The sequence below is a fragment of the Amycolatopsis sp. 2-15 genome, assembly GCF_030285625.1.
GTDB lineage: Bacteria > Actinomycetota > Actinomycetes > Mycobacteriales > Pseudonocardiaceae > Amycolatopsis > Amycolatopsis carbonis.
The window spans coordinates 1156902-1181127 of record NZ_CP127294.1 but is presented as its reverse complement, the minus strand read 5'-3'; the positions used below and the strand labels follow the sequence as shown (position 1 = coordinate 1181127).

The window sequence follows — 24226 nt, the reverse complement described above, 5'->3', positions numbered from 1 at the left end:
GGCCTCGGCCAGCTTCGCGACGGCTTCCTCCGTCTTCCGCGCGACCTCGGTGCCGACCTCGACGTAACCCAGGTCCGGCGAGTACGCGATGCGCACGCCTTCCACGGAGCCGGGACCAGCGGGAATGGTCACGCGTTCGCGCAGGGTCGTGATGTCGTCCGGGTGCTGACCGGAGACGACGTTCTGCGCGAGCGCCACGTCACCCACGGTCCGGCCGAGCACGCCGACGTGCACGATGGCCTCGAACATCGTGTCCAGCAGCGCCGACGGGTTGCGCCCGAACGGCGCCTTGTACCCGACGATCCCGCACGACGACGCGGGCATGCGTAGCGAGCCGCCGCCGTCGTCGCCCCCGGCCAGCAGGGCCATCCCGGTCGCGACGGCGACGGACGAGCCGCCGGATGAGCCACCGCTGCTGAAGTCGAGGTTCCACGGGTTGCGGGTGATGTCGTAGAGCGGGCTGTGGCAGTGGCCGCAGTGCGCGAACTCCGGCGTGGTGGTGCGGATGTGCATGATCGCGCCGGCGTCGAACATGCGCTGCATGGCCGGCAACGTGTGGTCGGCCTCGACGCCTTCGAAGATCTTGGAGCCCCACGACGTCGTCACGCCCTTCACGGGGTGCAGTTCCTTGACAGCGAAGGGAATTCCCTCGAGCGGGCGCGCGGTTCTTTCGCGGTAGCGCTGGTCGGCGTCGGCCGCCTGCTGCCGGGCCTGGTCGTAGAACCGGTTGGTGATCGCGTTGACGTGCGGGTTGACCGTTCGAAGGTAGGACGCCCGGCCGCTATGACACAAGGTTTCCTATCGTCAACCATGTCTCATTCTGAGACACTGACCAGGTGAGAGGCTGCGATACGTGAGGACCCTCCGGATGCTGCGCCAGGAACGCGGCTGGACGCTCGACGAGCTCGCCCGCCGGACGGGCCTCACCAAGTCGTATCTGTCCAAAGTGGAGCGAGGCAACAGCACGCCCTCCATCGCCGTCGCGATCGGCCTCGCGGAGGCCTTGGGCGTCGACGTCACCCAGCTCTTCGGCGACGCGCAGGACAGCGCCAACCTCGAAGTCCGCCGCGTCGGCACCGCCGCGGACCCGACCGTGCCCGACTCCGGTTCGAGCTTCGTGCACCTCGCCGGCGGCGTGGTCGGCAAGCAGATGCTGCCGTTCCTCATCTATCCGCCGGCCGACGAGGTCGAGTGCCTCTACCGCGCGCACTCCGGTGACGAGCTCATCCTCGTGCGCTCCGGCGAGATCGAGATGCGTTTCCCGGACCGCACGGAACGCCTGGCCGCGGGCGACTCGGTGTACTTCCGCGGCGGGATTCCCCACTACGTCAAGTCGATCAGCCCTGAGCCCGCCGAGGTGCTCTTGGTGATCGCGGCCCCGGAGGAGCAAGCGTGACCCGAGCGCGCGTTGGCGGTTCGACACGTGGCTTTCGAGGACCTCGGCGTTCTCGAGCCGCTGCTGCTCGCCCGCGGCTACACCGTCGACTACCTCGAAGCCGGCGTCGACCCGATCACGCCGGAGCGGCTGTCCGCCCCGGACGTCGTGGTCGTCCTCGGCGGCCCGATCGGCGTCGGCGACACCGCGTTGTACGCCTTCCTGTCGGACGAACTCACCGCGATCGCCGCGCGGCTTTTTCTGAGGCGCCCCACCCTGGGCATTTGCCTCGGCGCCCAGCTCATCGCCGCCGCCCTCGGCGCCGCCGTCACCCCGACCGGCAAGAAGGAAATCGGCTACTCGCGGCTGGCCTTGACCCCCACCGGCCGCGACTCGATTCTGTCCCCTTTGGACGGCGTCCCCGTCCTCCACTGGCACGGCGATCAGTTCGCCATCCCCGCCGGCTCGGTGACGCTGGCCGAAACCCCGGGCTTCCCCCCACCAGGCGTTCAGCCCCGCCCCGGGCACCCTCGCCCTCCAGTTCCACCTCGAAGCCGACCACACGCGCCTCGAACCCTGGCTCATCGGCCACACTGCCGAACTGGTCACCGCGGGCGTCGACCCCCGCACCCTCCGCGTCGACGCCATCACCCACGGCCCCACCCTCGCCCCCGCGGCGCACACCGTCTTCACGGCGTGGCTCGACGAAGCCGAAGAGGTGCTCGCCGGTCCCGCGTGACCAGGTAAAATCGTGAAAGTTCCGTTGGGATCCCAGCGGCTTCACCGAGGCCGGCGGGAACGGAACCCGCCTGCGCGGCACGACAGGAGAACAGGCGGAGTGGATGAGGAGACGAAGATGTCGGAAGAGCTCGACGAGCTCACCGAGGCCATGCGTGGCCTCACTCGCGCCCTCGAGGACGACGAGCAGGGCACCGCGCTGTTCGAAGTGATCTGCGCCGAAGCCGTGCGCGCCGTCCCGGGCGCCGACATGGCGAGCGTGACCGTGCTCCGCTCGGGCAAGGGCGAGACCGCCGCGACCACCGACCCGCGCGCCACTCAGGTCGACGCCGCGCAGTACGCCGCCGGCGAGGGCCCCTGCCTGCAGGCCGCCGACACGGGCGAGATCGTGCGCCTGTCGCTGCCCGCCGCGGACCACCGCTGGCCCGAGTTCACCGACGTCACCAAGGAACTCGGCCTCGGCAGCTACCTGGCCGCGCCCCTGCGCGTCGACGAGGACCTCGCCGGCGCGCTCAACCTCTTCGGCTTCGGCGACCACGGCTTCCGCGAGCTCGACAGCCAGCTGCTCAAGGTCTACCTCACCATGGTCGCCTTCGGCCTCCGCACGAACCACCGCTACCACGCCGCCCGCGGCCGCGCCGAACAACTCGACCACGCGATGCAGTCGCGCAGCGTGATCGAGCAGGCCAAGGGCATGCTCATGGCCATCCACCGCATCAACGCGGACGAAGCCATGCACCGCCTCATCACCGAATCGCAGACGACCAATACCAAACTCCGCGACATCGCCGTGCGTTTCGTGGCGACGGTTTCCGACCGCTGACTCACTCCGCCACGGCGGCCGGCGAAACCGATACCACGCGGTCGACCGGACTGTCCAAAGTAGCCAAAAGCCTGAGCCGTCGCCCGGACTCTCCGCTGGGGTTCCTGCCTGCCTCGGCGTAGAAGGTGGCAAAAATCCGGTTCCCGTACCCGGAATTCTGGTTCTTCAGGCATGGTCCGAGCAGCACGCCGACAGCTCGATCACGGCCGACGACACCGAACCGCTTTCCTGCTCCGCCCGGACATCCCCAGCCACCGCGTTTCCTGTTGTGCCAGCTCGCTTTCGTCAGTTGTCCACAACTCGGCTCGGCTGTGGACAACTCGGCTTGGGAGATCATTTTGTCGGTGGGTGGCGGTATGCTGGACAAGGGCCGTTCCCCCGAGGATGGGTGGGGGCTTGCCCGAGGTGAGTTACGCGGCGCAAGCAGCTCAGCCGCGGATTCCACTCCAGCAGGCGGGAAATGAGTACGTTGAGCATGGCGGGCGGTACGGTCGTCGGGATGCCGCTGGTGGCCGCGTCGGCGCCGGGTTTGTGAGGTCGCGAGCCACAGCAGGCAGGCGGTCCCCTCCTTGACCAGCTGCAACGTCTGGGCGGGCCGCGTCTCCGCTGGTCGAGGGCATCGGCGGCCGCTATTTCGAGGACGTCAACGAGGCACCCGGTGGTCCCTTCGCGCCCGCCGGGTTCGGTGTCCCCGGCGTCGCCGCGTACGCGCTGGACCCGGCCAATTCCGAACGCCTGTGGGATCTCTCGACGTCCATCCTGCGGTGACCCGCGACGGGTAGCGTGCCGCTCGTGGAACCCATCGCGATCCCCCTGGGCGGCCCGCGCGAGGAGCGCGCCGACGCGGCCCGTAACCGCGCGCACCTGATCGAGGTCGCGCGCGCGATGGTCGACGAGCTCGGCGCCGACAAGGTCACGATGGACGGCCTCGCCGAGCGCGCCGGCCTGGGCAAGGGCACCGTCTTCCGTCGTTTCGGCACGCGCGCCGGCATCTTCCTCGCGCTGCTCGACGTGGAGGAGACGGCGTTCCAGGAGCGCGTCCTCAACGGCCCGCCGCCGCTGGGCCCGGGCGCGCCGGCCGTGGACCGCCTCGTCGCGTTCGGCCACGCGCGCATGGAGTTCCTCGTCGAACGCACGGTGCTGGCCCGCGCGGCGCTCGACCCGGCCCAGCCCATCCCGGTCTCGGCGAGCCCGTCGCTGTTCCACGTGCAGATGCTGCTGCGCGAGGCCTGCCCCGACGTCCCGGCGATCCCCGCGCTGGCCCTGCAGCTGACGGCCGCGCTCGAAGGCCCGCTCCTGCTCTACTTGCGCGCCTCCGACGGCACCGCCCCCGTCGCCATGCCGCGGGATCTCGCCGCCGGCTGGAAAACCCTGGTCGAACGCGTCTGCGGCTGATCTTCGCTGTGAGTGTTGCCGCCGTCACTTCTGCGCGCCAAAGCAAGGTATAGTCCGCTCATCGAGAAGTCCGGTGGCCAAGAGGGCACGGACAACCAGGGCAAGCCCGTCGTCGTGCTGACCTCAGTGGGCGCCAAGACCGGGAAGCTCCGCAAGAGCCCGCTGATGCGCGTCGAGCACAACGGCGAGTACGCCGTGGTCGCGTCGCTCGGCGGCGCGCCGAAGAACCCGGTCTGGTACTACAACGTCGTCGCCAACCCCCACGTCGAACTCCAGGACGGCCCCGTCAAGAAGGACTACGAGGCCCGCGAAGTCCACGACGCCGAGTACGCCACCTGGTTCGACCGCGCCGTCGAGGTGTGGCCCGACTACGCCGACTACCAGACCAAGACCACCCGCAAGATGCCGATCTTCGTCCTCAGCCCGATCGAGGCCTGAGCTCCCTCGACGCCGCGGTGGGGTCCCTCGCCGCGGCGTCTTGCGTTCGGTGGCCTCTTCCGCGGCGAGCTCGACACCACCCCTGCCCACTACGTCGAACAGATCCGCGTCGAAGCCGCCAAATCCTGCCTCGAATCCTGCGACGACGCCGTCGCCACCATTGCGCGCCAGGTCGGTTTCGGTTCGCCGGCGTCGTTGCGTCGTGGCTTTGCTCGTGAGTCGGTGTGGCCCCGACGGCGTTTCGGGAGCGTTTCACGAGTGCCGGTGGCTGAGTTGATGCTGCGGTGCCGCGGTCGCCACTGTTGCGGGTCAGGTCGGCGTCGTTGTGTCGTGCTTTTGCGTGAGCTCGGCATGGTCTCCACGGTTTCCGCGAGCGCTTCACCAGCACCGGCGGCTGAGTTAATCGTTTGCGGCGGTCAGCGCGGTCTTTTCTGGTCGGGCCATGTCGATCGTGCTGAGCACCCCGGCCGTCTGGGACCTGCCCGAAACCGTGGCCGCCCTGCGCGACTGGCAGCGCGACCACACCCCCTGGCAACTCCACCCGGGCGACCTGGGTTGGTTCTGGCGCGCCGGCGCTGCCCAGGCGGCCGCGGCGCTGCGCACCTGGCGCCGCTCCGGCCGGCTCGTCGCCGTCGGCCTCCAGGACGGCCCCACCCTCCTGCGCCTCACCACGGCCCCGACACCCGCCGCGACGAGCTCCTGGCCCAGCACCTCTTCACCGACGTCACCGAGCCTCTTCGGGGCGTCCTCCCCGCCGGCCGCGTCAGCCTCGAGGTCCCCGCCGACGCCATCCTCCACGACCTGCTCGCCGACGCCGGCTGGCCCCTGGACGAGCCCTGGACCCCGCTCCACCGCGACCTTTCCGCCGCGGTCGAGCGTCCCGGCTTGCGCTTCGAGGTCATCGGCCCTTCGCAGGCGGCCGCTCGCACCGCCGTCCAACGCGCCGCCTTCACCGGCTCGACCTTCACGGCCGACGCCTGGCACACGATGGCCACGGGCGTCCCCTACGCCGACGCCCGCTGCCTCCTCGCCCTCGACGCCCACGGCGCCCCGGTCGCCGCCATCACGGTCTGGTCGGCCGGCCCCGGTCGCCCCGGCGTCATCGGGCCCCTCGGCGTCCGCCACGGCCACCGCCACCACGGCTACGCCGCGCGATCACCGTCGCCGCGGCCGCCACACTCCGGTCCCTGGGCTCGTCGAGCGCCCTCGTCTACACACCGAGCTCCAACACCGGCGCCGTCGCCACCTACCGGTCCGCGGGCTACGAGGCCCGGTCCGAAATCCACGACCGCTACCGCCCCGCCTAGCCCGACGTCTCGCTGCTCACCGGCTCGTCGTCACCCGTGGGCAGGTCCACCATCCTTCGCAACGGCGACGCGACGAGCGGCACCGCGGCCAGCAACATCCCGCCGCCGGCCACCCACAGCATCGGACGCAACCCGATGCCGGTCGCGAGCACGCCGGCGAGCAGGCTGCCGATCGGCGCGGCACCCCAGTAGAGGAAGTTCATCGTGGCGTTCATGCGGCCGAGCAGGTGATCCGGGCACAGCGTCTGCTGGAAGCTGACCTGCACGACGATCACGATGATCACGCACGTGCTCGTGAACAGCCCCGCCACCACGTACCACGCCAGCTGCCACCCGGGCCCGGTCAACGGCACCAGCAGGTACGCCAGCCCCTCGACCACCGCGACCGTCACCAGCAACCTCGCCGCGCCAACCTTCTTGCTCAACCGCCGGGCCAGCACCGATCCCAGCAGCGCCCCCACCAGGCCGAGGCTCCCGAGCAGCCCCACCGCCCCGGCGGACAACCCGATCACCCGCACCAGGAACAGCGTCGAAATCGCCAGGTACGCGCTCGAGAACAACGCCGACACCATGTTGTTCAACGCGATGGCTCGCAGCACCGGGTGGCGCAGCACCAACCGCAGCCCCTCCCGGATCTGCGCCCGCAGCGCCGCTTCCCGATGCTCAGGCGCAACGACCTCCCGCACCCGCACCGTCCTCAGCCACGCCGCCGACCAGAGATAGCTGACCGCATCGACCAGCACGGCAACCGGCGCCGCCAGCCACTGCACGAGCAGCCCACCCAACCCGGGCCCCACCAGCGCGGCCGCGGATGTGCTGAACTTCAGCTTCGCATTTCCCTCGATCAGATCCTCTTTCGTCACCAGCCTCGGCAGAAACGACTGGTGCGCCACATCGAAGAACACCGTCAACACCCCCGCGACGAAAGCCGCCGCGTACACCTGTCAGATCGTCAGCGCCCCGAACACCGCGGCGACCGGAATCGACCCCAGCGCCACCGCCCGCCCGAGATCAGCACCCACCAGCACCGGCCGGTTCCGCACCCGGTCACACCACGCCCCCGCTTGCAGCCCGATGAGCAGATACGCCAACGTCTGCAGCGTCCGCAACACGGAAACCTCGAACGTCGTGGCGTGGAGCGTGATCACGAACAGCAGCGAGATCGCCGTGCCACTCACCCTGGTGCCGACTTGGCTGATCGCGTCAGCCAGCCAAAAATGCCGGAAATCGCGATTCCGGAACAGTCCGCCTATTTTCTTTTCCGACCCACTCGACACCGAACGATCTTACCGCGCCGGCCATTTCCGTTGCCAGGCTTGACAATCAGTGGTTCTTCCCGGCCGGCTTGATTATGCGGCTGTTCACGTCGGAAACAATGGTGCAACGCTCCTTCCTCTCCGGTAAACGAACGCCGCCAACGCCAGCTGGTCTGCGTGTTCACTCCCTCCAAGCAGCCCAGATCTTCGACGATGTGTTCATCGGCGGCGTGGCAGGCAAAGCGCTCAAGGGTGCCCGCGCTGGTGAGAAATCGGACAGGCCCCCGGAGCGGCCCGCAGGGCCTGCGGCGGTGAAGGTCACTTTGTCGGAATACTTCGACGGAGGTAGTCCACCGAAGGTATCCGAACCGACCCGTCCGGGAACCCGTCAGGCTGAAGAGCCCTGGCAGCCACACACCGATGACCTGGGACCAGTAGGCGTGAAGAACTACACCGACATCGCCAACCTCGCCCAGGTGCATCTGGAGGACAGCTACGTCCTGGCGCTCAACGAACGCCCGGACGCTGTGTCGTTCACCCTCGACCTCGTGCTCACCCCAGGTCACCCCCGCTACCATGCGCCGCCACCCGACGAGCAGTACTGCTACGCCGACGCCGTGCTGACCATTGGCAACGCCACGGAGATCGACTGGATCGCCCGCTCGGGCCGGACCTACCGCGATGCCGCGGGCGAAGAGGACCTTGGCAACATCGACAGCCTCCAATACCGCGACGGCTACTTCGACATCACCGGCGACTGGGGTCACGTCCGCGTTCACACGGAAGCTGCCCCGCAGTTGACCTTCAGCCCGGAGACATCCGACGCGACGTAGCCCTGGACAGGTTCCGTCTCAAGCGGCGGCGGCGAGCCCGGTGGGTGTCCTCGACCAACGATGTCGAGGTAAAACTGCATCACGAGGATGACAGGACGCCACACGACCAGGTCAGGACAGTCCGGGTTCACCGGAGGGAAATACCTAGCTGACCTGCAAGAACGAGTGGGCCGCCAGGGGCTCGAACCCTGGACCCGAAGATTAAAAGTCTCCTGCTCTACCAACTGAGCTAGCGGCCCGCGGGCACAGTTTAGCGGGCGCCCGCCGTCTCACCAGCAGGGTGGGCCTTGATCCTCGTCACCTCGCCGGCGGGGCCGGGCCCATCGGGGATTCCACAATGGACGAGGGCTCACCGGACCCGGTCGTAGACCATCGCCATCTCGCCGAGGTCGCCGGTTTCGTGCAGGGACAGCTTCCACTTCGTGGCGGGCAGGCCGTCGTCGAAGAGGCGCTCGCCGCCGCCCGCGATTTCGGGGGTGATCATGAGGTAGAGGCGGTCCAGGAGGTCGGCCTTCAGCAGCGCCTTGATCACGGTGGTGCTGTTGTTGACCAGGATGTCGCCCTCGCCGGTGGCCTTCAGTTCGGTGATGACGTCGGCCGCGGGGGCGTTGGCGATGCGAGCGTGGGGCCACGGCGCTTCGGTGAGCGTGGTCGACAGGACGACTTTTTCCGTGTCCACCAGCCACTTGGCGTAGCCGCGGTCGCGGGGGTCGGCGTCCTCGTCGTCGATGACGGTCGGCCAGAAGCCCAGGAAGCCTTCGGCGTTGAGGCGGCCGAGGACGGCCGTGGTGGCGCCGTCGTGCAGGCGGGCGAGGTGGTTGCGGGCGACCTCCGTCATGGCGTACGGGACGATCGCGGCGAGGTCGTCGGGGCCGCCCGCGCCGTTGTAGCGGCCGTCGAGGGTGATGCTGATGTTGGCGGAAACGGTGCGGGTCATTTCTGTGCTCCCAGGGTGTCGATCTTGATGGTGTCCATGAGGTTGTCGAGGACCTGGCCCCAGCCGGTCGCGATGCCGGCGATGTGCGGCGCCGCCTCGACGGTCGTGTCGGTGATGCGCAGCCCGAGCCGCAGGTGGGTGCCTTCGGCGACTTCGTCGAGCTCCAGGTCGTATTCGGTCGTGAACGACGCCTCACCCAGCACGGCCAGGTCGAACACGAGCCGCTCGTTCTCGGTGGCTGCCTGAACGTGGCCTTCGGACCGGTAGCTGGCCTCGGCGTCGCGGAACTCCACCACGGCTTCGCCGTGCGGATGCGGGTCGAGTACGACCTCGACCACCGAGAACGCCGGTGGTGCCCACCAGTCGGCCAGCTTCGCCGGCTCCACCCAGTACCGCCACACCACGTCCGGCGGCGCGGGCACCAGGCGCTCGAACGAGAACTCCCGCCCGTCCGCCCACCTCTCCCGATCCGCGGCCGCCGTCTCGGTCTCGACGGCCGCCCGGTACCGCTCGAGCACGTCCCGCTCGCCGGCGTGCGCCTCGACCTTGTCGAGGATGACCTCCAGCCGATCCGCGAACGCCCTCAGCGGCACGGCGTCGACCGCGTACACCCGCCTCTGCCCGAGCGGCGTCACGGACACCACTCCGACCTTCGCGAGCGCCTGGAGGTGCTTCGTCGTCTGCGGCTGACGCAGCCCCGTGAGCTCCGCAAGCTCCCCCACGGACCTCGGCCGCCCCGCCAGCAACTCGACGATGCGCCACCGCGCCCCGTCACCCAACGCTGCTGCGATCTCGTTCATGACGAGAAGTATTCCCTGAGTAGAATATTCTTGTCAAGGAATATATGAAAACAGACCTCTGGCCTGCGATTTCGCCAAGAAAATTCAGCCGGCAGAAGCCCCGAGGGCGCGAAGGCCCACGATCAGCCTTCCGACCCCTTCACCTTCGCCGCCTCCCGGCGCACCTCGGCCTGCGTAGCGCGTTCCCGCTCCAGCCAGTCCGGTCCCGCGGCCTTGATCTCCTCGATCTGCGCCGTGGTGAGGGGCTCGGTCAGCCCCGCGCGGGACAGCCCGCCGATGGAGATTCCGAGCTTCGCGGCCACCACCGGACGCGGGTGGGGGCCGTTGCGTCGCAGGTCGCGGAGCCATTCGGGCGGGTCGGTCTGCAGGGCGTTGAGCTCGTCGCGCGAGACGGCGCCTTCCTGGAACGACGAGGGGGTCGCCTCCAGGTACACGCCGAGCTTCTTCGCGGCGGTGGCGGGCTTCATCGTCTGAGGGGTCTTGCGCGAGGTCATGGGGCCCAGGGTAACCACCGTCGGTAATCTGGCCTGCGTGACCGGCCCGGACGCACCGCCCTCGTTCACGCTCGGCTACGTCCCGGGCGTGACGCCCGGTAAGTGGGTCCGCACCTGGCAGGAGCGCCTGCCGAAGGTTCCGCTGATCCTCAACGCGGTCAACCCACCGGAAGCGACCCGGAAGATCCACGACCGCGAAGTCGACGCCGCGCTCCTGCGCCTGCCCATCGACCGCACCGGGCTGCACGCGATCCCGCTCTACGTCGAGACCACGGTGATCGTCGTGCCGAAGGACCACGTCGTCGCGGCCGCCGACGAGGTCACCCTCCAGGATCTCGCCGACGAGCTCTTCCTCCATCCCCACGACGACACCCTCGACTGGCCCCACCCGCCCGGCAAGCTCGCCGAGCACCGGCCGGAGACCACCGCCGACGCGATGGAGCTCGTCGCCGCCGGTGTGGGGCTGCTCGTGGTGCCGCAGTCGCTCGCCCGGCTGCACCACCGCCGCGACCTCACCTACCGGCCCCTCGCCGACGTCCCGGAATCGCAGGTCGCGCTGTCCTGGCTCGAGGACGAGACCACGGATCTGATGGAACAGTTCATCGGCATCGTCCGCGGCCGCACCGTCAACAGCACCCGCGGCAAAGCACCGGAACCCAAGCAGCCCAAGCAAGCCAAGGCCAAAGCCAACCCCAAATCGCCCAAGCCGCCCAGAAAACCCCAGCGGCAAGGCAAAAAACCCCGCCGCCGCTCCTGACCCGCATCGGCCATTCGGCTGATCTTCGCCGCCGCGATCGCGGCCGAACGGCCACCGCGCCAGGCCGTTCAGGTGATCAACGCGCAGCTCGTTCCCGCCAGGCTCGGATCCCGGATCGACCAGAACCGGGAACCCGAGGTGACTGCGGACATGGACATCGGCACGTGGGCGCATGCGCAAGCAGAACGGTTGCGCGCCAACAGGAAGCGCACGCTCCTGTTCGCCGGGGCGGCGGTGGTGATCGTCGCGGCGGTGCTCGTGGCCGTCGGCAGCTTCGGGCTGATCGACCTGCAGATCTACCGCTTCGGCGCGCTGGCCGTTCTCCACGGCGACGACCTCTACGGCCCGCTTCCCTTGCCGACCTCCGGTACCCCGCTGCCGTTCATCTACCCGCCGTTCGCGGCCGTCGTCTTCACGGTCATGGCAATCCCGCCGCTGCCGGTGGCGGCCGTGCTCATGGACCTGATCTCCCTCGCCGCCCTGTGGGTGGCTCTCCACGCGGCGGTCCGCCGGCTCTGGCGGCCCACCCGTACGACGGCGCTGATCGCGACCACCGCGCTCACGGTCGCCGCCCTCGCGCTCGAACCGGTGCGGGAGACCATCACCTTCGGGCAGATCAACCTCGTCCTCATGGCTCTGGTCGCCGTCGACTGCCTCGAGCCGAACCCGCGTTGGCCGCGCGGCCTCGGCGTGGGCATCGCCGCCGCGATCAAGGTGACCCCCGCCGGGTTCCTGCTGTTCTTCTTGCTCACCAAGGATTTCCGCGCCGCCCGCAACGCCCTCGTCGCCGGTGCGGCCGCCACCGCGCTCGGTTTCCTCGTCGCCTCGGCCGCCTCCGTGAAGTACTTCTTCGGCGGTGGCCTCACCGGCGCGGCGGGCCTCAGCGGCTCGCCGTACGCCACCAACCAGACGATCGAAGGCGCGCTGCACCGCCTCAACCTGCCTTCCTTGCCGTACCACGTGCTGTGGCTGGGCCTGTCGGCTTTCGTCGTCTGCGCCGCCGCGGTCGTGATGCGCCGCGTCGACCAGCCGCTCGCCTTCGTGGTCAACGCGACGGCCGTGCTCGTCCTCTCTCCGATCTCGTGGTCGCACCACTGGGTGTGGATCGCCCCCGCGCTGCTCGTTCTCGCCACGCGCGTCCGCACCACCGGCCAGGCCGTGGCGCTGGCCGTCGGCGCTCTCGTGTTCGTCCTCGCGCCACACTCGTTCGTGCCGTCCAGTGACTTCCGCGAGCTCGCGTGGACGCCCTGGCAGCACGTGATCGGCGACTCCTACCTCCTGCTCGCCCTCGGTTTCCTCACCTGGCAGGTGGTCGCGACGCAACCGGCTTCGGTCGTGCTCGAAGAACGGAAACCGTTTTCCCCACTCATCGGACGGAATTCATAATCGCGTTCGGCAAACCAGAACAATTCCGTCCCCGTCGAGTGAACGGGGCGAAAATTCGGTCACGCCATCGTAGGCCCGCAGGGCTGAATTGGTGAACGTGCTGGTCTGTTCGGGCGAACTGAAGCCGGCGGCGTCCGCCAAGGTCTGGACCGCGGCGAAAGGTCCCATGGCGCGCGTTGATCACACGCAGCGTCACATCGGGAATCGCGAAGAGTGGCGACAGGCCGGAAATCTCACGTCAAACCGCTGCGGCGACGCCCTATTAGCACCCCGCCAGGGCACTGGTGCTCGCAGCCTGGATGTGATGGCGCTAATATCCGGGTCCCGTCATCCAGGCATGGGGGAGCGGCGCCACCGGCGGGAAGCGAGAACCGCGCTTTGCCGAAAGCCGTGAACCAGCGAAGAGCCCGAACAACGAGCCAGAACAACGAGTGAGACCACCAACCCGGCGCACGGCCTGCCACCAACCGGACGCGAGGACTTGAAGCCATGTCGGAACAACTGCCCGCCCGCCACGCGCAGCAGCGCGGGCGCGCCGTCCCGGCCGCGGTCGCGGTCCCGGTGACGGCGGTCGTCGCCGGTGCGCTGTGGGCGTGGGTGACGTTGGAGGTGCCCGAGCAGAACCGGGTGCTCGTCGCGGTCGTCGCGGCCGTCACCTGGGTCGCCCTCGTCGTCGCCGTCTACCTCGCCACGCGCGGGTCGTCGGCCCTCACCGAGGCCGAGGAGCGTGCCCGCCACGCCGAGCACCGGGCGCAAGTCGAGGCCCGGCAGATGACGGCCGTGAACCTCGAGCTCTCCATGATGGTCGACCAGACCCTGCCGGCCGTGGTCAACCGCCTGCGCGACGGCACGAGCGCCGCCGACGTCTACAACTCCACGCAGCTGCCGGAAGACCCGTTCCAGAACCGGATCATGCGCCTGTTCATCGACGAGGTCGCCCAGGGTGAACGCCGCCGCGCCGCCGCCACGGCCGCGTGCGCGAACGCCGCCGGCCGCGTGCAGGCGCTGTCCACCAGCATCCTCGCCGACCTGCGCGAGATGGAGAACCACTGCCCCGAGGACATGCTCGGCGAGGTCCTCAAGGTCGACCACAGCACCGCCCAGGCCGGCCGCCTCGCCGACTCCATCGCGGTGCTCACGGGCGCGCGCTCGGGCCGCCGCTGGGCCAAGCCGATCCGCATGGAGAGCATCCTGCGCGGCGCCATGGGCCGAATCGGCGCGTACACGCGGGTGCGCATCCACTCCACCAGCGGCAGCGCCATCGCCGGATACGCCGCCGAGGACGTGATGCACGCCCTGGCCGAGCTGATGGACAACGCCACCAAGTTCTCCGCGCCGTCGGAAGAGGTCCACGTCTACGTCGAGGACCTCCACAACGGCGCGGTGATCACCATCGAAGACGGCGGCCTCGGCATGAAGCCGCAGGCGCTCATGCGAGCCGAGATCGCCGTGGCGCAGAACGAAAAGCTCGACCTCACCACGATCTCCGGCACGCGCCTCGGCCTCGCCGTCGTCGGCCAGCTCGCCCGCAAGCACCAGCTGCACGTGTTCTTCCGCCCGTCCTCGCGCGGCGGCACGGGCGTGGTCCTGCGCATCCCCAACCACCTGATCACGCAGCCGCGCACCGACCCCTTCTCCGACCCCATCTCGGACGCTCAGCCGCGCCGCGAAGCGGTGGTCAGCGCCGTGCGCACCGAGGAGCGCGAGTCCACGCGCGGCACGCTGGAACCCGTGCTCGGCGAGTCGGGCGGCCTGCCGAAGCGCCCGCGTGGGCAGACGCTCGCCGCGTCGCGCCAGCTGGCGCCGAGCCCCGGCCCGCGGCCCACCAACCGCAGCCACGGCGACAGCGGCACCCGGTTCGGGGCCTTCCAGCAGAGCCGCACCCGCAGGGTCGCCACCAGTCCGGCCGAGTCGCAGGCGGACGCCGATGACAACGACTGAGCCCCTGCCGCACCGGAACCCCCAGATTGGAGTGAGGGGGCGCGCGTTTTCCGCCCCCGGATCCTCGATGACCCAGAACACGAACCTCGAATGGCTCCTGGAGAACCTCGTCGGCAACACGCCGGGAGCCGTCCACGCGCTGGTGCTGTCGAAGGACGGCCTCAAGCTCTGCCACACCGCCGGCCTCACGATCGACAAGGCCGACCAGCTGGCCGCGATCGCCGCCGGCGTGCAGGCGCTCTCGCACGGCGCGTCGGCCGAGTTCGGTGACGGCAGCGGCGGCATCCGCAACTCGATGACCGAGTTCCACGGCGGCATCCTGTTCATCGTCGAGGCCGGCATCGGCGCGCACCTCGCGGTGATCGCCGCCGAAGACGCCGACGTCGGCCTGATCGGCCACAACATGGACGAGCTGGTCGAGCAGATCGGTTCGTTCCTGACCGCCGCTCCGCGCTACGCGCAGGCCGGTCCGACGGCATGATCCGCCGCGCTGTCGAGGAAGAGGACCCCGACCGCCTCTACACGCTCACCGGCGGGCGCAGCCGCACGGAAGACCTCGAGCTCGACCTCGTCACGATCATCGTCGCCGAGTCGGCGCCGTCGGCCGGGATGCAGTCCGAGCACGTGCGGATCCTGCGGATCACCCTGCACCCGACGTCGGTCGTCGAGCTCTCCTCGGAGCTTTCGCTGCCGGTGAGCGTCGTGAAGATCCTGGTCACGGATCTGCTCGACAGCGGCAAGGTCTCGGCCCGTCACCCCTCTTCGGCGCTGCAGCGCGCGTCCATCCCCGACTCCGAATTCCTCAAGAAGGTGCTCGTTGGACTCCGCAATCTCTGAACGCACCCCTCGCGCCCCGCTGGCCGCCACCGCCGCCGACGGGCTGAAGATCGTGATCGTCGGGGGTTTCGGCGTCGGCAAGACCACGATGGTCCGGTCGGTCAGCGAGATCCGGCCGTTGAGCACCGAGGAGACGATGACGCAGGCCGGTGTCGGCATCGACCAGGGCCTGCAGGGCAAGACCACGACCACGGTCGCGTTCGACTTCGGCCGCATCAGCCTCGACGAGCGCATGGTGCTGTACTTGTTCGGCGCACCCGGCCAGGAGCGCTTCTGGTTCCTGTGGGACCGGCTGTTCTCCGGCACGCTCGGCGCGGTGGTCCTCGTGGACACCCGCCGCCTGGCCGACTCGTGGTACGCGATCGACCGGCTCGAGCACCACGGCACGCCGTTCATCGTGGCGCGCAACAACTTCGAGCCGCCGGCCCACGATCTGGACCAGGTCCGCGCCGCGCTCGACCTCTCACCCGAAGTGCCCCTGATCGACTGCGACGCGCGCCGCCGCGACTCGTCCAAGCAGGTGCTGATCTCGCTCGTCGACCACCTCTACTCGTTGTCCACCGCCCAGGAGAACCAGCCGTGACCGAACACCGGCCTGAAGTGTCCACAGAGGACTTCGTCAAGCTCTACGGCGCGCAGTTCCAGGAGGATCCGGCCACCCTCTACGGCCGGATCCGCCAGGACTACGGCGGTGTCGCCCCGGTGCTGCTCGACGGCGACGTCCCCGCGTGGCTGGTCTGCGGCTACCGCGAGGTGCACCAGGTCACCAGTGACTCCCAGCTGTTCGCCCGCGACACGCGCCGCTGGAACCAGTGGGAGAACGTGCCGGCCGACTGGCCGCTGCTGCCCTACGTGGCGCACAACCCGTCGGTGATGTTCACCGAGGCGCTGGAGCACCGCCGCCGCGCCGGCGCGATCGGCGACGCACTGTCCTCAGTGGACCAGTTCGATCTGCGCGCGCACTGCGAGCAGATCGCCGACCGGCTGATCGACACGTTCGCCGGCGCCGGCGAGGCCGACCTCATCACGCAGTTCGCGATGCAGATCCCCTTGCTGGCCATCGCGAAGATGTACGGCATGCCCGAGGCCGAGACCCCGGCGCTGGTGCGCGACGTCGCGATCTCGCTCGACGTCGGCCCCGACGCGATCCCGGCGTACGGCCGCGTGCAGGAGTCCATGGGCCGGCTGCTGGCGCTCAAGCACCGGCAGCCCGGCCACGATGTTCCGTCGCACATGGCCCAGAACCCCGCGGGGCTCACCGACGCCGAGATCGTGCAGGACCTGCTGGTGGTCACGGCCGCCGCGCAGCAGCCGACGGCCAACTGGATCGGTAACACCATCCGGCTGATGCTCACAGACGACCGCTTCGCGATGACGCTCTCGGGCGGGCGCGGCAGTGTCGGCGAGGCCCTCAACGAGGTCCTCTGGCACGACACGCCCACCCAGAACTTCATCGGCCGCTTTGCCACGCGCGACACGCAGCTCGGCGGCCGCCGCATCCGCACCGGCGACCTGCTCGTGCTCGGCCTCGCCGCCGCGAACGCCGACCCGCACGTGCGCCCCGACCTCGCCGGCGGCGCCGCCGGGAACCACGCGCACATGTCGTTCGGCCACGGCGAGCACGGCTGCCCGCACCCCGCACCCGAGGTCGCGGAGGTCATCGCCCGCACGACCGTCGAGGTGCTGCTCGACCGGCTGCCCGACCTGTCGCTGTCGGTGCCGGACGAGGCGCTGAAGTGGCAGCGGTCGATGTGGATGCGCGGGCTGGAGTCGCTGCCCGTCACGTTCACGCCGACCTACGTCGCGAGCCACGTCGCCAGCTGGGGCTGACGTGGCCTCGAACAATCTCGACGAGTACCTCGAAGGATTCACCGGCCCGGCGCGCGAGCTGCTCGAACAACTCCACGCGCTGGCAAGCGAATCCGTGCCGGAGGCGAGCGAGGCCATCAAGTGGGGCCACCCCGCCTGGATCCACCCGGCGGGCACGATCCTGTTCGTGATCAGCGGTCACGCGAAACACGTGAACATCACCTTCACACCCAGCACCCGCGAAGCCTTCGACGCGGAGCTCACGACACTCGAGACCGGCAAGGGCACGGTCAAGCTCCCTTACGGCGCACCGGTTCCGACGGACCTGCTCCGCCGCATGATCGCCTACCGCCTGCGCGAGTTCGAGGACGACGGCGTCCTCTGGAACTGACCGCGCAACCGGATCCGGCCCGGATTCCGGCTCAGTGAGCAGCGTCTGGTGCGCCTCCACCAGCTCCGGGCCCGGCTCCACCCCCAGCTCCTCCACGAGCCGGTCGCGGACCTCGCGGTACCGTTCCAGCGCCGCGGCCCGTCGTCCGTCCGCCGCCGGCGCCGGCAACAGCCGTGCGTGCACACCTTCGTCGAACGGATCCCGCGCCGCCGCGCGTTCCAGATGCGGCAGAAACGGCCGCAACGACTGGCCGGTCGCCGCCGCGAGGTCGGCGGCCCGCACCACCACCGCCGTGACTTCCTGATCGATCGCGGTCAGCAGGGCCGTGGCGCCACGGCCCACGTTCGCGCCGGGTCCGGCCGCACCACGGCACAGCTCCAGCGCCTCGAAGTACTCGGCGACAGCCTCGACCGGATCGGCCGCCTGCCGGGCCCGCGCGGCCAGGCGCCGGAACTCGGCGAGGTCCGACGAGGCCGGATCGACCTGCAACGCGTATCCGCCTGACCGGCGCACCAGCCATCGGCCCTGGGCCCGCGCGGGGAGATCGGGTTCCATCAGCCGCCGCAACGCGCCCACGTACCGCTGGATTACGTCGGCCGCACTGGCCGGCGGCTGGTCGTCCCACAGGAGCTCGCTCAGCTCGCCGAGGCCGGCGGACCTGCTGTCGCGCGCCAGCAGGACGGTCAGCAACAGGCGCTGCGCCGGCGGCCCTGGCGCGAGTTCCCGGTCTCCTCGCCAGGCCCGCAGCCCGCCGAACAGGTGAAACCGCACCGACTCGGGCACGCTCACTCGCCCTTCCGCTTCGCCCACAACGGTGAGAACCAGGTGGAGTCACTGGCCATTGTCCAGTGAGGCTATCTCGGCTTTGCCCACCCGGGCGTGGTGCCGACAACCTCCACACAAGTCAGTTCGGGCTGAACCGCACCGGCAACGCCGACGGTCCGCGCGTGAACACCCCCGCTTCGTGGGTGTCCGCGTTGTCCGCGAGCCGCACGTTCGGCATCGCCTCGAGCAACTGCGCCACGCCGACCTCGATCTCCGTCTTCGCCAGCAGCGCGCCGACGCAGAAGTGCCGGCCCAGCGCGAAAGACAGGTGGTTCGCGGCCGCGGAGAACGCGGTTTCCGTCGGGAGGTCCGTGCGAAAGATGTCGAACGCGTTCGGGTTCCCGAACCGCCGCGGGTCGCGGTTGGCCGCACCGATCAGGCAGGTCACGGTGCTGCCGGCCGGCACGTGCTCGCCCGCGATCTCGATGTCCTCGGCGGGCTGGCGCATGATCATGTGCACCGGCGGCGTGTAGCGCAGCGTCTCCGCGAACGCCTTCGGGATCAGTCCGTGGTCGGCTTGCACGGCTTCGAGCTGCGCCGGATTTTCCAGCAGGTTCTTGAACACGCTGGCGATCGCCTTGTCGGTGGTCTCCCCACCGGCGGCGAGCAGCAGGCTGCAGAACGCCTTGATGTCCTCGTCGCTCATCCGCGTGCCGTCGACCTCGGCCGAGCACAGCGTGGAGAGCAGGTCGTCGCCGAGGTTTTCGCGACGGGCCTGGATGATCGGGATCAGGTACTCCGCCAGCTCCTCGCGCGTTTGCACGCCGGCCGCGGCCACGTCGGGGTCCTGGCTGAGGTTGCCGAGGAAGCCGATGATCGCGGTGTACCAGCGCTGGAACCGCTCGTGGTCACTCTGGTCCAGACCAAGCATGTCCACGATCACGTTGATCGGGAAGTGGCGCGCGTAGTCCTGCACCAGGTCGGCTTCGCCGCGGCCGCGGAAGCCGTCGATGAGCTGACGGGAGTTCCGCTCGATCACGGGCCGGAACTTCTGCTCCAGCTCGTTGCCGCGGAACGCCGGCACCACCAGCGCCCGGCGGATCGAGTGCTCGCGCCCGCTCATCTGCAGGATCGTGCGCCCGTGCGCGGGTTCCAGCTGCCAGCTGTAGTTGTCCGTGGTGAACACCGGCTCCCGAAACGCCCTGGCGACGTCGTCGTAGCGGGCAACGATGTAGCTGTTCATGCCTTCGTGCCAGACGATGGGCTCGTCTTCCAACATGATGTCGTACGCGGAATACGGGTCGGCGGCGAATTCGGCGGAAAGGATGTCCGGCGCGTGACGTGCCGTGGTCATGGAGCTCCCTCGCTCAGGCGGTGGAGCATCCACGTTATCGACGGACGTTGCGTGTGCGGGGAAAATTCAGACCATTGGAGCAGACCACTGCTCCAGGTGGATTACCGGCCGAACGTCGTTCGGTGTCGGCGCGTAGTGATGGGGGGCCGCGCGTCACTCTCTAGAATTTTTCCGGTCATCGGGATTACCGACTTGGGAATTGTCTAATCGAACGCGTTCAGCCCCTCGGCGCGATCGAATCCCACGCGCCCAGCAGCTGATCGGCGTCCATCACCGCGCCGAAGTACTTGTCGATGTTCACCAGTGCCGCGTCGTGCTCGGCTTGCGTGAAAGCCGCGCAGCAGTCGCCCATGAACGCGATGTGGTAATCGAGCATGTAACCGTGCCGCGCGGTCGATTCCACGCAGACGTTCGTGCTCACACCGGCCATCACCAGGGTCTCGGCCCGCAGTGTGCGCAGCACCGAGTCCAGCCGCGTGTTCACGAACCCGCTGTACCGGTGCTTCAGCACCACCGTTTCCCCCGGCAGCGGCGCCACCTCGAACGGCTCCGCGCCCCACGTCCCCGCCCGGCACACCACGCCCGAACGGCCGCCGGACCGCACGGTCAACGCCGCCGAGTCGGTCGCCTTCTCGTGCGCCGTCTGCACGAACACGACCGGCACATCGTGCGCCCGTGCCCCGGCCAGCAGCGCCTGCAGCCGAGGGACCATCTCCTTGGCCGCGTTCACGTCCTCGCCACGCCGGGCGCACGCGCCGTCGGGGTGGCAGTAGTCGTTCTGCACGTCCACCACCACGACGGCCGCCTTGGCGGGGTTCAGCTGTTCCTCGTCGAATCGCACAGTCGCCACCTCGGTCGAGCCGCATCGGGAGACGCATCGGGACACGCTTCGGGCGACGGGAACCTACCGGCCGGACCACACCGCCACCAGGCCGCTTTCCGCTGGCTGAAAGTCAACCGGCCGTGACCAGCTCAGCCAGCGCTTCCCGCAGCTTCCCCGTCGCCTCGACCGGCCGCCTCGACTCCCGATCCACGAACACGTGCACGAACTGCCCCTCCGCCACCAGCACCTCGGCCGCGGTGTACATCCCGATCTCGTACCGCACGCTCGACCGCCCGAGGTGCGCCACCCGCAGCCCGACCCGCAACGACCCCGGAAACGACACCGAGGCGTGGTACTGGCACCGCGACTCCACGCACAGCCCGATCACCTCGCCGGCTTCGATGTCCAGCCCGCCGCGATCGATCAGCCACGTGTTGATCACCGTGTCCATCACCGAGTAGTGCACCACGTTGTTCACGTGGCCGTAGACGTCGTTGTCCTTCCACCGCAACGGAACCGTCTGCCAGAACGGGTAACTCACCACAGCTGCACCGAAGCCCGCAGGATCCCGGCCAGGTCGGCTTCGGAAGCCTCCCGCGGCGCCGTCGCCAGCAGCCGCTGCTGCTTCAGCGTCCCGGAGACCAACGAGTCCACATCGGACTCCGCATACCCCACCGCGCCGATGCCGGCCGGAATCCCGATCTCCCGCATCAGGTTCACCAGCACCGCCGGCAGGTGGTCCTCGAAGTTCCCGGCCCACTCGAAGTCCGGCGCCAGCAACCGAGCCACCCGCAGGTGCCGCTCCGGCGCGGCGGAGAACGTGAACCGGAACGCCTCCGGCGCCGTCAGCGACACCGCCATCCCGTGCGGCACCATCGCCTCGTCGCCCGGGTAGCCGTCCGGGTGGAACTCCCGCACCTGCCCCGCGATCGGGTACGCGTTCGCGTGCGGGATGTGCACGCCGGCGTTGCCGAACCCCAGCCCCGCGAACGTGGCCGCCAGTGCCATCGCCTCGCGCGCCTCCAGGTCCGAACCGTCGCGCACCGCCCGGGGCAACGCCCACGACAGCAACGACAACGACTTCTCCGCGAACATGTCCGCCAACGGGTTCGACCCGCAGTACGGCACCCGCTGCTCGGGCTTCTTCCGGTCGAACGACGTGTACGGCTTCGCCGTGTAGCTCTCCGCCGCGTGACAAAGAATGTCCATCCCGGACGCGGCCGTCACGCCGGCCGGCTGCGTCACCGTCAGCCGCGGGTCCACGACGGCCAGCGTCGGCCGCAGCCGCAGGTGGCTGATCCCGCTCTTCACCCGCAGTGACAACACATCGAGCACACACACCGTGGTGCTCTCCGACCCGGTCCCCGTCGTGGTCGGCACCGCGACGAGCGGCTTCAGCGGGTTCGACGGCGCCCGCCCGCCGCCCACCGGCGCGTTGACGTAGTCCATCAACGAGCCTTCGTTGGACGTCAGCAGGTTCGCCGCCTTCGCCGTGTCGATGCTCGACCCGCCACCCACGGCCACGAACGCGTCGTACGGTCCGCTCCCGCGCGCGAAGTCCACGGCCTTCTGCATGCTCACGTCCGTCGGCTCCACGTGGACGCCGTCGAAGACCTCCGTCGTGATCCCGTACGACTCGATCCCCGTGGCGATCCGCGCCGGCCACCCCGTCTCGGCGACGGTGGGATCCGTGACCACGAGTACCCGGCGAACGCCGTACTGCGTGAGGTCGTAACCGATCTCGTCGCTGGATCCCGTGCCGTACTTCAAGGCGGGCGCGCCATACGTGAAAACGGTTTCATGCTCGGGGGACGTCAAGGCGTGGTCCTCGCTTCCTGCCAGCGGGCGGTCAAAGCGGACATTCGTCCCATTTCCGCAGTCATTCCTCGAAGATCGCTTGACTACGGTGAACCGTGCCGCCCTAAGCTCTCCTCATTAGATACCAAGTAGGAGCGACCGTCGCCCAGACGGCCGTGCGCATCCTGACCGAGGCCCAGGTCCGCCGGGTGTACGCGGTCGTCGGCGAAGCGTTCCTGGAGCTGCTCGACGCGCTGCAGCGCGAGCGCGAAGTGACACTCATCTCCGCGCGCCACGATTCGGGCGCCGCGTTCATGGCCGAAGCCGAGGGCAAGCTCACCGAGCGCCCCGCCGTGCTGCTCGCCAGCCGCGGCCCGGGCGCCGCGAACCTCGCCATCGGTGTGCAGACGGCCTACCAGGACGAGACCCCGATGGTCGTCCTCCTCGAGACGCCGGCGCTCGACCGCGCGATCACCGGCGAGCTGCCGACGTCCGACCTCACGGCGATGTTCGAGTCCATCGCGAAGTGGTGCGTACGCGCCGAAGACCCCGACGCGGTGCCGGGCCTGCTCGCCGAAGCGCTCACGCGCTGTCGCGAAGGCCGTCCGGGGCCGGTCGTGCTCGGCGTGCCCAGCGACGCGTGGGGAGTGCCGTACGACTCGGCCAAACCGGTGGCCAAGGTGCGCCCGCCGGTCATGGGCACGCTGGGCCGTTCGGCCGAAGCCGTCGCCGGGCTCGTCGACGAGGCTCGCTACCCGGTGGTCATCGTCGGCGGCCGCGCGCGTTCGGCGCGCGACGAGCTGATCGCCGTCGCCGACGAGCTCGCCCTGCCCGTCTACAACGCCTTCCGTCGCCAGGACGCCTTTCCCGAGACGCACGCGCGCTACGCCGGCCACCTCGGCCTCGGCATCCCCGCGCGCCAGCTCGACGCCCTCGAACGCGCCGACCTCGTGCTAGCCCTCGGCACCCAGCTCGACGAGGTGACCACCCAGGGTTACCGCTACCCGACGTCACAGCAGACGCTCGTGCTGGTCGGCACCGGTATCGACGAGCAGCGCCGCCGCGGTCTCACCTTCCGCGTCGACTCCGAGGTCGAGCCGTTCCTGCGTGAGCTGCGCACGATCGCGACCCCGCGCACGCGCCGCGCGTCGGCCGCCAACGCCGCCGTGCACACCTTCATGACCCCGCCCGACACGAGCGGCAACACGCGCGTGCACCCCGTCGACGTGATCCGCGCCCTGCGCAAGCTCGCGCCCGAGGACACGATCGTCACGAGTGACGCGGGTAACTTCGCGCAGTTCATGCACCGCTACTGGTGTTTCACCGCGCCGCGCAGCCAGCTCGGCCCGAGCAACGCGGCCATGGGCTACGCCGTGCCCGCCGCCATCGCGGCCAAGCTCGCCGAACCGCGCCGCGCCGTCGTCGCGATGGTCGGCGACGCCGGCACCCTCATGACGGGCCAGGAGATCGAGACCGCCGTCCGCTACCGCGCGCCCGTGATGGTGGTCGTGTTTCAGAACGGCGTGCACGGGGCATTGGCCATGCACCAGGCCCGCGCGCACGGCCGGCTCTCGGGCGTCACCATCCCGCTCACGGACTTCGCGTCGTGGGCCCGTGGGCTCGGCGCCGCCGGGTACACGGTGGACGATCGCGAAGAACTCGAGGCGATCGTCGCGAGTGCGTTGGTGCGCCAGCGTCCGTGTGTGATCGATGTGAGGACGGACCCGGACGTCGTAACGCCCGACGTCCGCCTGAGCACTTTGCTGAGCGCGGTTCGCCCGCAATCACCCGGGCAGTGATTTTCCTCCGGCACGCAACAGGAAACGCCGGGAAAGTTCAGTGGCCGCAGGGGGGTGGCTCCGGTAGCCTGACGGTGTTCCCAGGGGTTCGCGGGAGAACCGGGATCCGGCAGGCACATGCAGAGTCACATCGGGACGCGCCGCGCACACGGATCAGCTCCGTGGTGCAAG

General features: G+C 69.5%; 22 protein-coding genes, 1 tRNA gene and 4 pseudogenes. 16 read left to right on the top strand and 11 right to left on the bottom strand.

Going from position 1 to position 24226, the window contains the following annotated elements; translation table 11 throughout:
- Nucleotides 1–6: 6 nt before the first annotated feature.
- Nucleotides 7–792, bottom strand: a pseudogene (locus QRX50_RS49425) (amidase family protein); the annotation flags it as partial.
- Between the two features lie 61 nt (nucleotides 793–853).
- On the opposite strand from QRX50_RS49425, the gene QRX50_RS05845 reads away from it, so the two are divergent.
- The 6 genes and pseudogenes from QRX50_RS05845 to QRX50_RS49415 form a co-directional block, all read left to right on the top strand.
- Nucleotides 854–1396, top strand: coding sequence for a helix-turn-helix domain-containing protein (locus tag QRX50_RS05845; RefSeq protein ID WP_285970935.1), 543 nt, complete (start codon nucleotides 854–856; stop codon nucleotides 1394–1396).
- Between the two features lie 27 nt (nucleotides 1397–1423).
- Nucleotides 1424–2122, top strand: coding sequence for a glutamine amidotransferase-related protein (locus QRX50_RS49420; protein WP_353074094.1), 699 nt, complete (start codon nucleotides 1424–1426; stop codon nucleotides 2120–2122).
- Between the two features lie 109 nt (nucleotides 2123–2231).
- Nucleotides 2232–2936 (top strand): GAF and ANTAR domain-containing protein, encoded by a 705-nt coding sequence (locus tag QRX50_RS05840; RefSeq protein WP_285970934.1) that lies wholly within the window; start codon nucleotides 2232–2234, stop codon nucleotides 2934–2936.
- Between the two features lie 792 nt (nucleotides 2937–3728).
- Nucleotides 3729–4331, top strand: a complete 603-nt coding sequence (locus QRX50_RS05835) for a TetR/AcrR family transcriptional regulator (RefSeq protein WP_285970933.1) — start codon at nucleotides 3729–3731, stop codon at nucleotides 4329–4331.
- A 15-nt stretch (nucleotides 4332–4346) separates the two neighbouring features.
- Nucleotides 4347–4769, top strand: coding sequence for a nitroreductase family deazaflavin-dependent oxidoreductase (locus tag QRX50_RS05830; protein ID WP_285970932.1), 423 nt, complete (start codon nucleotides 4347–4349; stop codon nucleotides 4767–4769).
- A 102-nt stretch (nucleotides 4770–4871) separates the two neighbouring features.
- Nucleotides 4872–4925, top strand: a pseudogene (locus QRX50_RS49415) (hypothetical protein); the annotation flags it as partial.
- Nucleotides 4926–6072: 1147 nt separating this feature from the next.
- Here the strand turns inward: QRX50_RS49415 and QRX50_RS05820 are convergent.
- A pseudogene (locus tag QRX50_RS05820) lies at nucleotides 6073–7353 on the bottom strand (MFS transporter).
- 74 nt (nucleotides 7354–7427) lie between these two features.
- On the opposite strand from QRX50_RS05820, the gene QRX50_RS05815 reads away from it, so the two are divergent.
- Entirely contained in the window at nucleotides 7428–8165 is a 738-nt protein-coding gene (locus QRX50_RS05815; RefSeq protein ID WP_285970931.1) for a hypothetical protein, read from the top strand.
- A gap of 166 nt (nucleotides 8166–8331) precedes the next feature.
- Here the strand turns inward: QRX50_RS05815 and QRX50_RS05810 are convergent.
- The 4 genes from QRX50_RS05810 to QRX50_RS05795 all read right to left on the bottom strand — a co-directional run bounded on the left by QRX50_RS05810 (nucleotide 8332) and on the right by QRX50_RS05795 (nucleotide 10396).
- Nucleotides 8332–8404 (bottom strand) — tRNA-Lys (locus tag QRX50_RS05810).
- A 110-nt stretch (nucleotides 8405–8514) separates the two neighbouring features.
- Nucleotides 8515–9102, bottom strand: a complete 588-nt coding sequence (locus tag QRX50_RS05805) for a dihydrofolate reductase family protein (protein WP_285970930.1) — start codon at nucleotides 9100–9102, stop codon at nucleotides 8515–8517.
- Nucleotides 9099–9902, bottom strand: coding sequence for a metalloregulator ArsR/SmtB family transcription factor (locus tag QRX50_RS05800; protein ID WP_285970929.1), 804 nt, complete (start codon nucleotides 9900–9902; stop codon nucleotides 9099–9101). The genes QRX50_RS05805 and QRX50_RS05800 overlap by 4 nt, the downstream gene beginning before the upstream one ends.
- A 122-nt stretch (nucleotides 9903–10024) precedes the next feature.
- Nucleotides 10025–10396: a DUF5997 family protein gene (locus tag QRX50_RS05795; protein WP_285970928.1), complete on the bottom strand. Its 372-nt coding sequence runs from the start codon at nucleotides 10394–10396 to the stop codon at nucleotides 10025–10027.
- 37 nt (nucleotides 10397–10433) lie between these two features.
- Here QRX50_RS05795 and QRX50_RS05790 point away from each other — a divergent pair, with 37 nt between their 5' ends.
- From QRX50_RS05790 to QRX50_RS49410, 8 genes are all read left to right on the top strand, one after another.
- Nucleotides 10434–11153 carry a LysR family substrate-binding domain-containing protein gene (locus tag QRX50_RS05790; RefSeq protein WP_285970927.1) on the top strand — a complete coding sequence of 240 codons (720 nt, stop codon included), beginning with the start codon at nucleotides 10434–10436 and terminating at the stop codon, nucleotides 11151–11153.
- Nucleotides 11154–11303: 150 nt separating this feature from the next.
- Nucleotides 11304–12539 (top strand): glycosyltransferase 87 family protein, encoded by a 1236-nt coding sequence (locus QRX50_RS05785; protein ID WP_285970926.1) that lies wholly within the window; start codon nucleotides 11304–11306, stop codon nucleotides 12537–12539.
- A gap of 489 nt (nucleotides 12540–13028) precedes the next feature.
- Nucleotides 13029–14480: an ATP-binding protein gene (locus QRX50_RS05780; protein WP_285970925.1), complete on the top strand. Its 1452-nt coding sequence runs from the start codon at nucleotides 13029–13031 to the stop codon at nucleotides 14478–14480.
- 67 nt (nucleotides 14481–14547) lie between these two features.
- Nucleotides 14548–14961, top strand: a complete 414-nt coding sequence (locus QRX50_RS05775; protein ID WP_285970924.1) for a roadblock/LC7 domain-containing protein — start codon at nucleotides 14548–14550, stop codon at nucleotides 14959–14961.
- Nucleotides 14958–15317 (top strand): DUF742 domain-containing protein, encoded by a 360-nt coding sequence (locus tag QRX50_RS05770; RefSeq protein WP_285970923.1) that lies wholly within the window; start codon nucleotides 14958–14960, stop codon nucleotides 15315–15317. The genes QRX50_RS05775 and QRX50_RS05770 overlap by 4 nt, the downstream gene beginning before the upstream one ends.
- A gap of 52 nt (nucleotides 15318–15369) precedes the next feature.
- The gene (locus tag QRX50_RS05765) at nucleotides 15370–15900 is read left to right on the top strand and encodes a GTP-binding protein (protein WP_353074146.1); all 531 of its coding nucleotides are present in this window, start codon (nucleotides 15370–15372) and stop codon (nucleotides 15898–15900) included.
- Nucleotides 15897–17147, top strand: coding sequence for a cytochrome P450 (locus QRX50_RS05760; protein WP_285970921.1), 1251 nt, complete (start codon nucleotides 15897–15899; stop codon nucleotides 17145–17147). The genes QRX50_RS05765 and QRX50_RS05760 overlap by 4 nt, the downstream gene beginning before the upstream one ends.
- A 1-nt stretch (nucleotide 17148) precedes the next feature.
- Nucleotides 17149–17517 (top strand): iron chaperone, encoded by a 369-nt coding sequence (locus QRX50_RS49410; RefSeq protein WP_353074145.1) that lies wholly within the window; start codon nucleotides 17149–17151, stop codon nucleotides 17515–17517.
- 96 nt (nucleotides 17518–17613) lie between these two features.
- Here the strand turns inward: QRX50_RS49410 and QRX50_RS49405 are convergent.
- The 5 genes and pseudogenes from QRX50_RS49405 to QRX50_RS05735 form a co-directional block, all read right to left on the bottom strand.
- Nucleotides 17614–18072, bottom strand: a pseudogene (locus QRX50_RS49405) (AfsR/SARP family transcriptional regulator); the annotation flags it as partial.
- Between the two features lie 349 nt (nucleotides 18073–18421).
- Nucleotides 18422–19636, bottom strand: coding sequence for a cytochrome P450 (locus QRX50_RS05750; RefSeq protein WP_285970919.1), 1215 nt, complete (start codon nucleotides 19634–19636; stop codon nucleotides 18422–18424).
- Between the two features lie 217 nt (nucleotides 19637–19853).
- Nucleotides 19854–20477: a cysteine hydrolase family protein gene (locus tag QRX50_RS05745; RefSeq protein WP_285970918.1), complete on the bottom strand. Its 624-nt coding sequence runs from the start codon at nucleotides 20475–20477 to the stop codon at nucleotides 19854–19856.
- A gap of 112 nt (nucleotides 20478–20589) precedes the next feature.
- Entirely contained in the window at nucleotides 20590–21003 is a 414-nt protein-coding gene (locus QRX50_RS05740; RefSeq protein WP_285970917.1) for an acyl-CoA thioesterase, read from the bottom strand.
- Entirely contained in the window at nucleotides 20997–22277 is a 1281-nt protein-coding gene (locus QRX50_RS05735) for a hydroxyacid-oxoacid transhydrogenase (protein ID WP_285970916.1), read from the bottom strand. Before QRX50_RS05735 ends, QRX50_RS05740 begins: the two co-directional genes overlap by 7 nt.
- 155 nt (nucleotides 22278–22432) lie before the next feature.
- On the opposite strand from QRX50_RS05735, the gene QRX50_RS05730 reads away from it, so the two are divergent.
- Nucleotides 22433–24055 (top strand): thiamine pyrophosphate-dependent enzyme, encoded by a 1623-nt coding sequence (locus QRX50_RS05730; protein ID WP_285970915.1) that lies wholly within the window; start codon nucleotides 22433–22435, stop codon nucleotides 24053–24055.
- The last annotated feature ends 171 nt before the right edge of the window (nucleotides 24056–24226 follow it).

What these genes read in the sequence shown, in the direction of transcription:
- QRX50_RS05840 (WP_285970934.1), top strand. Translation starts at nt 2,232, where the DNA reads ATGTCGGAAGAGCTCGACGAGCTCACCGAGGCCATGCGTGGCCTCACT.
- QRX50_RS05815 (WP_285970931.1), top strand. Translation starts at nt 7,428, where the DNA reads ATGCGGCTGTTCACGTCGGAAACAATGGTGCAACGCTCCTTCCTCTCC.
- QRX50_RS05805 (WP_285970930.1), bottom strand. Translation starts at nt 9,102, where the DNA reads ATGACCCGCACCGTTTCCGCCAACATCAGCATCACCCTCGACGGCCGC.
- QRX50_RS05800 (WP_285970929.1), bottom strand. Translation starts at nt 9,902, where the DNA reads ATGAACGAGATCGCAGCAGCGTTGGGTGACGGGGCGCGGTGGCGCATC.
- QRX50_RS05795 (WP_285970928.1), bottom strand. Translation starts at nt 10,396, where the DNA reads ATGACCTCGCGCAAGACCCCTCAGACGATGAAGCCCGCCACCGCCGCG.
- QRX50_RS05785 (WP_285970926.1), top strand. Translation starts at nt 11,304, where the DNA reads ATGGACATCGGCACGTGGGCGCATGCGCAAGCAGAACGGTTGCGCGCC.
- QRX50_RS05780 (WP_285970925.1), top strand. Translation starts at nt 13,029, where the DNA reads ATGTCGGAACAACTGCCCGCCCGCCACGCGCAGCAGCGCGGGCGCGCC.
- QRX50_RS05775 (WP_285970924.1), top strand. Translation starts at nt 14,548, where the DNA reads ATGACCCAGAACACGAACCTCGAATGGCTCCTGGAGAACCTCGTCGGC.
- QRX50_RS05770 (WP_285970923.1), top strand. Translation starts at nt 14,958, where the DNA reads ATGATCCGCCGCGCTGTCGAGGAAGAGGACCCCGACCGCCTCTACACG.
- QRX50_RS05750 (WP_285970919.1), bottom strand. Translation starts at nt 19,636, where the DNA reads ATGACCACGGCACGTCACGCGCCGGACATCCTTTCCGCCGAATTCGCC.